The following is an 11,375-nucleotide window of genomic DNA, read 5'->3' as shown; positions in this document are numbered from 1 at the left end:
ATGCTGGAGCATATGAAAGGCGCGATCTTTGATTTGGATGGTGTGATTGTAGACACGGCCAAATATCATTTCCTTGCCTGGCGGTCACTTGCCGAGGAACTCGGCTTTGAGTTCACGGAGGCGCATAACGAAAGGCTGAAGGGAGTCAGCCGTATGAGATCGCTGGATATTCTGCTGGAGATTGGCGGCTTGGAGTTCGGCGAAGCGGAGAAGCTGGAGATGGCCGAGCGGAAGAATCGGCTCTATGTACAATACATCTCCCGGCTGGAGGAGTCGGAGCTGCTGCCGGGGGTGCTTGATTATCTCAGCAGCCTTAAGAAGCGGGGGGTAGGCATTGCCCTCGGCTCAGCCAGCAAGAATGCCGCATTCATCCTGGATAAGCTGAAGATCGCCGGACTGTTCGACATCATAGTCGACGGCAACACCGTGTCCCGCGCGAAGCCGGACCCCGAGGTCTTTCAGACTGCCTGCCGCAGGCTCGGCTTGCAGCCTGCAGACTGCGTGGTTTTTGAGGATGCGGAAGCAGGCGTTGCCGCTGCTGTGGCAGCAGGGATGCGGGTGGTCGGCATAGGCCGGCCTGAGGTGCTGAAATCCGCCGGTATTGTCGTGGCAGGATTGCATGAACTGTAAGACCTTGATAGACTTGTTAGAGGGAAAGAAAGCGATCTCCTGCGGGTAATGATTCTATCAATAGAAGGAAAGCTTGAGGGATGAAGATGGAAACATTGTTGTTATGGCCGGAAGGGGCACCCGGGGCACTGGGGGCAAGCGGCGAGGATTGTCCGGCGATTACGCCTTATCTGGTGGAAGGTGGGAAGAATGCCGCTGTGATTGTCTGCCCGGGCGGCGGCTATGGCATGCGGGCGGACCACGAAGGCGGCCCGGTTGCCGAATGGCTGAATACACTGGGAATATCGGCTTTTGTGCTGCGCTACCGTGTAGCTCCTTACGGATATCCCCACGCGCTGCTGGATGCCCAGCGGGCACTGCGCACGGTTCGCCATCGCGCAGATGAGTATGGGATTGATCCCGGCAGACTAGGAATACTGGGATTTTCGGCAGGAGGACACTTAGCTTCAGCCGCCGGCGTTCTGTTCGATCACGGGAATAGAGAAGCTGCCGAGCCTCTTGAGCGCGAGTCCAGCCGCCCGGATCTGCTGATTCTGTGTTATCCGGTCATATCCATGACCGAGGGTGTGACACATCAGGGCTCCAAAGAGAACCAGCTCGGGAAGAATCCCGATCCGAAGCTCGTGGAACGTCTCAGCAGCGAGCTTCAGGTAACGGCAGCTACGCCTCCTGCCTTCCTGTGGCATACCTCGGATGATGGATCAGTGCCGGTGGAGAACAGCCTGCAATTCGCGGCCGCGCTAAGCCGCCATCATGTTCCGTTTGATCTTCATGTCTACGCCCACGGCAAGCATGGTCTTGGTCTTGCGGGCGAAGAGCCGCATACCCGGAGCTGGACAGAGGCCTGCGCTTCCTGGCTGGCGTTGAACGGCTATACCAAATAGCTGTGCAAGAAGCCTCTCATGGGCTGTGCGCCCGATGGGAGGCTTTTTTTGTACTCTCTGGAATGAATACGGATAATCTATACATGTCTTGTGTACTAGAATATGTTATTGTTTGCAAAAATTTAACTATACTGCCGGTTGGAGATACAATATAATGTAAATGTTACATGAAAAAAATGTCAGGCGGTGATGCCTTTTGTCATGGGAGCCGGCGGGGTTTATGATTTTCTCGACCATTGAGGGGGTGGGGATGTTCGCCATGATGTTGTCGTTCTTCAGGCTGAAGGCGACGGATTACATCTGGCCTGCACTGTCCGCAATCTTGCTGATGAACTTGCAGAGCTATGTGCTGCGTGACGACTTTTCACTGCCTATCCTGGTTCCAATCATCAATGCTTTCCTGTTCATTATTTTATTGGCAGCCGTTGTGAAAATTCCGGTTGTTTGGGCGGGTATCGTGACGGTTTCCGGCTATTTGGCATTTGCTTTTATTCAAACGATGCTGGTTCTTATCGTTTTTGGCTCTTTATCCAACGCCCAGTCCTCAGCATTCAATATGTTTTCCGGACAAGCGATGTCGGGATTGATAAGTACAGCTGTCGCCTGGCTGCTATATAAATTTGGAATTGGGTTCATGTTCGACTTTGAAAGACTGCGTTTGCGTTGGGAAGGGGCGTTCGTGGTCACGCTTAGTTTGGCGGCAATTATGTTGTTCTCCTTTATCGTTTACAAGAATGATATCAGATTGTATGCGATATTTTTACCTGCCTCACTTGTAATCCTGCTCTATTACGCGGTTAGAAAGGAGCGAATGAATGATTGATTGAGAACCTTGCCTTGAAAATGGCGGTGTCACTAAAAAAATCTGTACCCAATCATCCGTCTTCTGTTGAAATCTTTAAATTCGCCATTGCTTTGCTGCTGAATGTGGCCTTTATTGTCGCCGCAACACTTGGAATATCATTGATTTCTGGCCGCACTCGTGAAGCTGCCGTGATTTTGCTGTCCTTTGCTGTTCTGCGGCAGTTGACCGGAGGCGTGCATCTGAAGACAAACATGCAGTGCGTAATTTATTCCACCGTTATTTTTACAACGATCTCGTTGATTGATCTCGGCAAGGGTGTCACCATTGCGGCCACAATTCTCGCGTTCGGGCTGGTTCTTATTCTTGCTCCTGTTGGAATTGACAAGCAGTCACGGATACCCGCCGCCTATTATCCATTTATGAAGCTGGCTGCATTGCTCCTGATTGCCTCGAATGCATTCTTTCTTTCACAGCCGGCTTCGCTTAGCATGCTGATTCAGGGGATTACATTAATTCTGGGAAGGGAGGTGGAGAAATGAACCTGATTGCCAATTTGTTGACTGGCTTCGCAAATCTTACGGTGAGTACAAACAGCTTCGTAATGTTCTATAAAGGAGAGATTCCGGCCGAATTGCTCAAAAAATAATCGAGAAAGCAGGTTGATTCCACTGAAAGCTCTATCCGTTACCGAAACAGCTGACGGATCTGCCGGGATCATCTCTGTTGACTTCCAACACATCTTGTTTCTTAAGTGCAATACCAACGAATCACAGTCTATCCTGGTACATACGAGGGCCGGCGTTTACTACATCATGGGACCCTTGCGGTACTGGGTGAACGCGCTTAACTGCACCGGATGCCATTTCAGCATCGTAGATCGGGGAACGGCGGTCAACATTGATAACGTGGCACGTCTGGACAGGACCTTTAAGGTTGCTTATTTTGATGAGGTGAGCGGCCAGGGCTCTCTTAGCTGCACGATTGCCTATCATCGTTACAGACTTGTTGAACAAGAACTGACCCGGATGAATCCGGACATCATGGTTTGCTAAATGCTTGAGCAAGGAGCTGTCAGCTGACAGTTTCTTTTTTTTGAAAGATAAGAATTTATATGCTTTGGGGTCCCCGCAAAGTACCTGAGTAAATCAATGGAACCGGCGAACCTGAACAAACGGATGGAACGCAAGGGAGAGATTCATAGGGGACTGAAGCGAAGTGGAAAAAGTAACACTAATGGGCTGGAATTTTGGCTTGAACGGGTTTTAGTGGGATTTTGTACACTTCATGGAGGCCCGCTCCCCCCATACGGCTGATTTCAGCCAGATTAGTTGTACTTTTTCCCACTAGGGATGATCCGGAATCCGAATGCGCTACTTTAGTTGTCATTTTTACCACTAAAATGGCTGTCCTTTGGATGAATGTTTCAAGTTCATCTTAATGTAAGCGTATTCCTCTGTAAGGGAGAGAAACGGACCGATGGGTATCCTTTCTCCCACTAACACTTGCGGAAAAGGGGATGAGGGCAAATTTAAGCACCCTTTTTCCAATTGTGCTTCCTGCCGGGTCTCAGCGGCCGGGAGAAGGAAGACACGCTTTCGAAATTCAGGCTTATATATTTTACCTGAAAGCGATATGGAGTCCACGCTGCTTCGGAAGCATATGCTCCTGTTGAGGGCAGCGCAGCCGTTTCCGCTTGTTTTCTCCCTCCCGCGCCTGCATTTTTTCGGTTTTCAGGTTTTGGGAGAGGCGAAGGAGTCGTGGAGTGGGAATTTGGAACTGGAGGAGCGGTAGCGACCGCCTTAGTCTGCGGATTTCCACCGCGAACAGCGGTATATATCAAGAAATCTGCAGACAACAGCGGCCGGAAGTCCAAATCTTCCACGGAGTGACTCCCCGCCACCTCTCCCCGCCTGCAAACCAAAAAAATGCATACGAATGAGCATCATTTCCTTAAAAATAAACATATGTAAGCGCTTATCGTTTTGATATATTATTGAAACTGGAGGTGTATCCAGATGTTGTCTGCTTTTATTAAGCCTATCGTCAGGCTGAACGTCAAGCAGCAGCTGATCCTGCTGTTTCTGATTATGATCTCGCCCATATTGATCCTGAACAGCTACGGCAATTACAAGGCGGAGGAAATCCTGAAGCGCCATGTGACCAATGCTTATGTGGAGCTGAACAAGCAGAACTTTGCGATCATCAACAGAGATATCGATACGGTAAGCAAAATCACCACCACGGTTATCCAGAATCCGATTCTGCAGCAGCTGAATATAAGCGGCGGCGAGCCGGTATTGGAGCGGGTCGAGCGCTATGAAACGATAGAAAAGCTGCTGGGCAGCTATTCACAGGGAGCCGAGCGGGGCGACGGAATTTATTACTCTCTGTACGTGTATGACCCGGACAATTATTATTTTTTTGCCCCCAATTTTCCGCAGGTGAAGAAGGCGGGGGTGTATTTTTTCTCCAAGGGAGAGAAGCCTTACTGGTTTGACCAGGTGGTGCAGCAAAAGGGCCGGGGCTATTTGATGTTCACGGAGAAGCTGAGCCCGCAGGCCGAGAATCTGAAGACACTGGCCTATGTCCGGGCGGTCAACAATATTTACAGGGGGGGAGGAACCATCGGCGTGCTGGTTGTCACCAAGATGGAATCCAAAATCGGCGAGTCGCTGAAATCCATTTCCCTCCCCGAAGGCGAGATATACTTGACAGATATGAACAACCGCGTGCTGGCTTCGACCGCCAATTCTACGGGTGAAGTCATTGAGCTGCCGGAGGGCGCCGAACCCGGCGATCCCGAGGGGACCGAGGATATCATCACGGATGACTTCATCTATGTGGTGAACAACAACCATGCCTTTGTACAGAAGCTGGTCTACAAGGTCCCGGTAAAAGCGCTGCTCCAGCAGCAGAAGGAAATGAAGCGGGTCATTCAATACATAACCGTAGCCTATGCGCTTTTCGGGCTGATCATCATTACTTACTTCTGGCGCTCTTTGATGACACCGCTGCAGAAGCTGGCTTTTTTTGTGCGCAAATTCGAGCCGGGCAACAGGGTTCCCGAGACTCCGCGCAGAGGGACGAGCGATGAAGTCAGTGTGCTGATCGCCTCCACCTATGATATGGCCCGCAGGCTGAACAGTCTCATTATGTACAAATACCAGATGGAGCTGAAGCAGAAGGAATCACAGCTGCAGCTGCTCTATCAGCAGATTAACCCGCATCTATTGTATAACACCCTGGAGAGCATCTATTGGAAAAGCTCGCTGGAAGGCAATGTGGAATCCGCGGAAATGATCAAGGAATTATCGAAGCTGATGAAAATCAGCCTAAGCCGGGGGCGGGAGCTGATTACGCTGGAGGAGGAGCTGGAGCATGCCGGCGCATACATCAAGCTGCAGCAGCACCGGTATGATTATACGTTCAGGGTCATCTGGAATATTGCCCCGGAGACCAAGACCAATCTCATTCCCAAGATCACCCTCCAGCCCCTTATTGAAAATGCCATTATCCACGGTGTCAAAAATATGGATGAGGACGGGGAGATCATCATCACCTCGGTCCTGCAGCAGGCTGATATTCTGGTCACCATTGAGGATAACGGCTACAAACAGGCCGATTACAAGGCCATTGAACAGGTGCTGAATGATGAGAGCCCGAATCCGGTCAGCGGCTATGGAATCCGCAATATCAATCAGCGCGTGCATTTGCATTTTGGCCCCGGCTACGGGATCAGCTATGCGCCGCGCCGCAGCGGAGGGACCGTTGTCACGCTCAAGCTCCCCAAGTCGGAAAATCAAGAATAGAAAGGCGGGCCTGCCGTATGTTTAGTGTACTGATTGTTGACGATGAGCCGCTGATTTGCAAAGGTCTGAGCAGCCTGCTGGCGTCCTCGGGACTTGAGCTTGACCATATTTATACCGCGAACAGCGGCTTTGAAGCACTGGACTGTATCCGCATGGAGGAGGTGGATCTGCTGGTGACGGATATTCAGATGGGAGCGATGAGCGGGATTGAACTGATGCAGCACGCGAAGCTGGCCAAACCATGGGTGCAGACGATCGTAATCTCGGCGCATGAGACGTTTCAATATGCCCAGATGGCCGTCCGGCTGGGGGCGAAGGATTATTTGATCAAGCCGCTGAACAGCGAGCAGTTTCTTGATTCTGTACGGAATGTGCTGCTCAAAATGGATAAGCCCTCGCCGGAGCTCGCCACCTTCATGGCCGGGATCGGGGAGAGCTTCCGTCTGGAGGAGCCGCTGCCCGAATACAGCACGCTGCTGAATGCGCTTATTGCCGAGCCCGCCTCTGTGCTGGGCGAAGAGGAGAAGCTGCGCAAGCTGGATGAGCTGAAGCTGCACGGGCCGTTCTTCTCGGTGATCAAGATCAGGCTGCCGTTGCCGGAAGAGAACAAGGAGAAGTGCTATACCTCCCGGGACCGTGAGCTGCTGCGCTATGCCGCGCTAAATATTGCCAAAGAGCTGCTGGATCAGGAGTGGAGCACGGTGGCCTTTTATTCCCCTGAGGAAGAGATCACCGTCATTGTCCAGTGGGATGAGAAGACCTATGAGGAGTCGGCAACAGGCCAGATCAACCGGCTGGATGTGCTTGGCCGCAGCCTGCATTCGAATATTCAAAAGTATCTGCACCTGAACGCTGTCATCGGCATCAGCCAGATTCTCAAAGGCCTGTCCTTCATGGATGTGCTGAACCGCCAGTCCTCGAAGGCCATTCATTGGAGCAAGGAGCACTCGGATCATTATGTATTCTACTATGGGGATTTCAATTGGAACAGCTATACCGCTGATCCATCGGCCGAGGAGCTGCATAAGCACAGCAACCTGATTGTGCAGAAGGCCAAGGAGTATATCGACGGAAATTATTCGCAGAAGGGCTTGACGATCCATGAGGTAGCCAAAAAAAACCATGTCAGCCCCAACTACTTAAGCTACCTGTTCAAAAAAAACACAGGCCACAACCTGTGGGAATACGTCATCAAGCTGCGGATGGAGGAGAGCCGGGAGATGATTCTGCATACCGATTTGCGGCGTTACGAGATCGCCGAGCGGGTCGGCTATGAATCCCCGGAGCATTTCAGCAAAATTTTCAAAAAATATTACGGCGTCAGCCCCAGCGAGCTGAAGAAGTAAGAACGCTTACGATTGCGGTAGATATAGACATGTTCAGCCCCCGGCTCCTTTTCTACAATTAACGTAGGCAGCGCTTGGTGAAAGTGCTGAAAGACGAAAGGAATGAGGGAGCCAGATGAACCAAACCACTGCGGTCAACGAGATGCCGGCGAAGCTTGAGAGTACACCGTATAAACAGAACCGCTGGAAAAAAAACTTTTGGGGATATATGTTCCTTGTGCCCGCGATCATCATTTTTATTTTGTTCATGTGGGTACCCATATTTAAAGGCTTTATGTACAGCTTCTACACTGTCGATTTCGTTAAAGGCAACACCTTTGCCGGCCTGGACAATTACGCGCGGGCCCTTACGGACCCGGATGTGCTGATAGCCGTGAAGAACACGCTGTATTACATGGTGCTCTGTCTCGTGATCGGCTTTTGGGTGCCGATTGCCTTTGCCATCGCCATTTCCGAGCTGCGGAAATTCGGCGGCTTTGTGCGCGTGGCGGCCTATCTGCCATTTGTGCTGCCGGCTGTGGTGCTGTACGGCCTGTGGAGGTGGCTGTATGATCCGGTTGGACCGATCAATGCCTTGCTGGGCACGATGGGGGCGGAGCAAATTGCGTTTTTGACGGACAGCAGGTGGTCGATGCTCTCGCTTGTTTTTATGGAAACCTGGCAGCAGTTCGGCTCCGGGATGCTGATCTACCTGGCGGCGGTGCTGAGTATCCCGCGCGATTGGTATGAAGCCGCTGAAATTGACGGTGCCGGCGTCTGGGCCCGCATCCGCCATATCACATTGCCGTCTCTGCGCAACCTGATTGTCCTGATGCTGATCCTGCAGATTATCGCCACCTCGCAGGGGTACCAGTCGCAGCTCGCCTTGCTCGACGGCGGTCCGAACAATACCACATTGACTTATGCGCTGCTGATTGTGAAGTATGCTTTTACCAGACTCGATTATGGAACGGCGACGGCGCTCGGCATGCTGATGTTCGTGGTACTGGGCGGTTTGGGCATTGTACAGTTCAAGCTGAACAGGGAGGACAACTGACATGAAGAGCGCAGACAGAGGCATTCTCTCCGAACATGATTTGAAGCAAACAAGCAACCGGATTGTGTACGGCATTATGGTATTCTTCATTCTGGTCATGATCTTCACCATGCTCTATCCGATCCTGATGACGATGTTCAACGGACTCAAATCCAATACCGAGGTCAATTCGTTTCCGCCGCATTTCTTCCCGCAGGAGTGGCATTTCGGCAATCTTAAGGACGCGCTGAATTATATTGATCTGCTGATGTTCCTGAGGAACACCTTGTATATTTTTGCGGGAAATATGGTCGTGACCCTGGTTGTGCTGGGCCTCGCTTCCTTCAGTATTTCTCGGATGAACGTTCCTTACCGCAGGGTCTTTTATTTCTTTTTCCTGATGACCCTGTTCATCCCGGCGACCAGCTACATGATTCCGAACTTTGTGAACCTGAAGCAGCTTGGGCTGCTGAACCAATATGCGGCCTTCTGGCTGCCTGCGGGGGCCAACACGTTCTACTTCCTGCTGCTGAAGAATTTTTTCGACGGAATCCATCCGGAGATATTTGAAGCCGCACGGATTGACGGAGCCTCGGAGCCTCGCAGCTTTTTCTCAATCGCCGTGCCGCTGTCCATTCCGATCTTCGCCACACTGGCGATCTTCATCTTCTCAACCGCCTGGAATGACTGGTTCTGGCCGTCTCTGGTCATGCACAGCGAAGATAAATATACGCTCGCCACAGCGATCTATAAATATGTAATCGCCGTCAAGGCGCTCAATACCAACATCAAATTCGCCATTCTGTTCCTGGTTTCTTTGCCGCCGATCCTGGTGTTCCTCGTATTCCAGAAGTTCATTATGCGCGGGGTGGCTCTGTCGGCAGTGAAGGGCTGAGCAGGGGTTCTGCGGATACCGGGCGTTATATAGAGTGAGCTTGAGCATCTAAACGGATAATCTTGGTGAAGCCCCTGGCCACAAGGAATTCACCGGCCGGCTTGCCATAATTTTTAAGCTCAGCTTATATCATCGTAAACCTGCACATCAAAGGAATATAAATACACCTCGTTTGCAACCGTTTTCTCTCTTAAGATGAAATTGTAAGCTAACTATGAATGGAAAAGGGGAGTTTCAATGCGTAAATTTTCCAGCGTCCTAGCCTGTCTCCTGGTGACAGGATCGTTGTTATCCGCCTGCGGCGGCAACAATAACAACAATAACGCCCAGGGAACGAATGGGGGAGAAACGTCGCCGTCCGCTGCGGATACAGCTGCAGATAACGGCAGTGCAACGAATGCGCCGGCAGATGACATCACCCAGCGTAAAGTAACGATTAAGATCCACTATCCTACGCCGGACCTGACCGAAGTGCGGGCCCAGGAGGATGACAAAATCAAGCGGTTCCAGGCCGAATACCCGAACGTAGAGATCGTCAAAGACGACTGGCAGTACAATGTAAGTGAAATCGGTGTGAAAATGGCTGCCAACGAAGCGCCGACCTTCTTCAATACTTATGCTACCGAAGCCAAATTCCTGGTCGAAAAAGGCTGGGTTGCCGACATTACCGACCTGTGGAGCAATTACGAATACAAGGACCAGATCAACCCCGTGCTGCAAAACCAGTTCATTATTGACGGCAAGGTATTTGGCATCACGCAAAAGGGCTATGTCACCACCACCATGATCAATAAGAAAATGCTGGACGACAAAGGCGTGGCTGTTCCGGCCATGGACTGGACCTGGGATGATATGCTGAACACCGCCAAGGGTGTGGCTGATGCCAAAAAAGGGATTTCCGGCATTGCCCCAATGGGCAAAGGCAATGAAGCGGGCTGGAACTGGACCAACTTCCTGTTCGAAGCGGGCGGGGAGATCCAAAAGATTGACGGCGGCAAAGTCGTGGCCACCTTTAATTCCGATGCCGGTGTGAAGGCGCTGGACTTCTATAAGAAGCTGAGATGGGAAGCAAACGCCATTCCCCAGGATTGGGCGCTGGGCTGGGGCGACGCTGTAGGCGCATTCCAGCAAGGACGCACAGCGATGGTTATGGCCGGTTCGGACGGCGTTATCGAGCAAGCCCTGAACCAGGGCGGCCTGAAGCCGGAGGATGTGCTGACATATCCGATGCCTGCTGCCGAAAAGGGCGGCAAGCACACCGGTGTGCTCGGCGGCGATTATCTGGTCATCAACCCGAACGCTACAAAAGACGAGCAGGAGATGGCCTTCCGCTATATTACCTTCGATTACTTCTCTGACAAAGGCCTGGAGGCGCTGGATGCCATTCTGCAGCAGCGCAAAGCCGACGGCAAATACTTCATCCCGCCGCTTCTGGACTATTATGCCGCTGATTCCGATTTTGGCAATAAAACCAAAGCCGTATACGACAAGTACGATATTGTATATCAGTACAATCCTGACATCATGGATCTGCTGGACGGAAAGCCTGAGGCGCAATACAATACGCAGGATTACTATGCAACGTTGTCCAATGTAATCCAGGAGCTGTTCTCCAAAGACGGCACCGACTCCAAAGCCCAGCTGGATGCCGCAGCCAAGACCGTACAGGAGAAATTCTTCGATACGATTACGGTGGAATAGCCCGGAATATGACAAGAACATCTGTGGAATAAGATGAAGGCCGGGGAGGTGGACTCCCGGCCTTTTTTTGAAAAAATTTATCTGTTTCACGCTATACATTAGCCTATCCGTTTCCACTTGTTGTTTAGGAAATTATGCTTCTCGCCAATTGTGGATAGGGTAGGAATGAAGTTAGGGAAAAATTATAATGCGTCTTAATCGTGCTGAATTGTGCAGAGTCTGCTGAGCCGTGCAGAGTCTGCAGAGTTTGCTGAATGGTGCTGAGTCTCCTGAGCCTGCTGAGTCTGCGG

Annotated in this window: 11 protein-coding genes; all 11 read left to right on the top strand. The window is 51.4% G+C overall.

All coding sequences use genetic code 11. The features are described 5' to 3' along the window. The 11 genes from pgmB (at position 1) to HYD27_RS10700 (ending at position 11,085) form a co-directional block, all read left to right on the top strand. Entirely contained in the window at positions 1 to 630 is a 630-nt protein-coding gene (gene pgmB / locus HYD27_RS10750; RefSeq protein ID WP_219214747.1) for a beta-phosphoglucomutase, read from the top strand. 86 nt (positions 631 to 716) lie between these two features. After that, positions 717 to 1,514 (top strand): alpha/beta hydrolase, encoded by a 798-nt coding sequence (locus HYD27_RS10745; protein ID WP_219214745.1) that lies wholly within the window; start codon positions 717 to 719, stop codon positions 1,512 to 1,514. 220 nt (positions 1,515 to 1,734) lie between these two features. Continuing rightward, positions 1,735 to 2,337: a hypothetical protein gene (locus tag HYD27_RS10740; RefSeq protein ID WP_219214740.1), complete on the top strand. Its 603-nt coding sequence runs from the start codon at positions 1,735 to 1,737 to the stop codon at positions 2,335 to 2,337. Continuing rightward, entirely contained in the window at positions 2,334 to 2,858 is a 525-nt protein-coding gene (locus tag HYD27_RS10735; protein WP_219214736.1) for an accessory gene regulator ArgB-like protein, read from the top strand. Before HYD27_RS10740 ends, HYD27_RS10735 begins: the two co-directional genes overlap by 4 nt. Then, positions 2,855 to 2,965, top strand: coding sequence for a cyclic lactone autoinducer peptide (locus HYD27_RS10730; RefSeq protein WP_219214734.1), 111 nt, complete (start codon positions 2,855 to 2,857; stop codon positions 2,963 to 2,965). Before HYD27_RS10735 ends, HYD27_RS10730 begins: the two co-directional genes overlap by 4 nt. A gap of 13 nt (positions 2,966 to 2,978) precedes the next feature. After that, the gene (locus HYD27_RS10725) at positions 2,979 to 3,371 is read left to right on the top strand and encodes a LytTR family transcriptional regulator DNA-binding domain-containing protein (protein ID WP_219214732.1); all 393 of its coding nucleotides are present in this window, start codon (positions 2,979 to 2,981) and stop codon (positions 3,369 to 3,371) included. A 963-nt stretch (positions 3,372 to 4,334) separates the two neighbouring features. Beyond that, positions 4,335 to 6,128 carry a cache domain-containing sensor histidine kinase gene (locus tag HYD27_RS10720; RefSeq protein WP_219214730.1) on the top strand — a complete coding sequence of 598 codons (1,794 nt, stop codon included), beginning with the start codon at positions 4,335 to 4,337 and terminating at the stop codon, positions 6,126 to 6,128. 17 nt (positions 6,129 to 6,145) lie between these two features. Further along, the gene (locus HYD27_RS10715; protein ID WP_219214729.1) at positions 6,146 to 7,474 is read left to right on the top strand and encodes a response regulator transcription factor; all 1,329 of its coding nucleotides are present in this window, start codon (positions 6,146 to 6,148) and stop codon (positions 7,472 to 7,474) included. Between the two features lie 142 nt (positions 7,475 to 7,616). Beyond that, positions 7,617 to 8,510, top strand: a complete 894-nt coding sequence (locus tag HYD27_RS10710) for a carbohydrate ABC transporter permease (protein ID WP_228745081.1) — start codon at positions 7,617 to 7,619, stop codon at positions 8,508 to 8,510. 1 nt (position 8,511) lies between these two features. Continuing rightward, the gene (locus HYD27_RS10705) at positions 8,512 to 9,384 is read left to right on the top strand and encodes a carbohydrate ABC transporter permease (protein ID WP_219214725.1); all 873 of its coding nucleotides are present in this window, start codon (positions 8,512 to 8,514) and stop codon (positions 9,382 to 9,384) included. 237 nt (positions 9,385 to 9,621) lie between these two features. After that, the gene (locus HYD27_RS10700; protein WP_219214723.1) at positions 9,622 to 11,085 is read left to right on the top strand and encodes an ABC transporter substrate-binding protein; all 1,464 of its coding nucleotides are present in this window, start codon (positions 9,622 to 9,624) and stop codon (positions 11,083 to 11,085) included. Positions 11,086 to 11,375 lie beyond the last annotated feature (290 nt).

The sequence above is a fragment of the Paenibacillus sp. S150 genome (assembly GCF_019352175.1).
Lineage (GTDB): Bacteria > Bacillota > Bacilli > Paenibacillales > Paenibacillaceae > Paenibacillus_AQ.
This window is presented reverse-complemented; position numbering and strand designations above follow the sequence as displayed.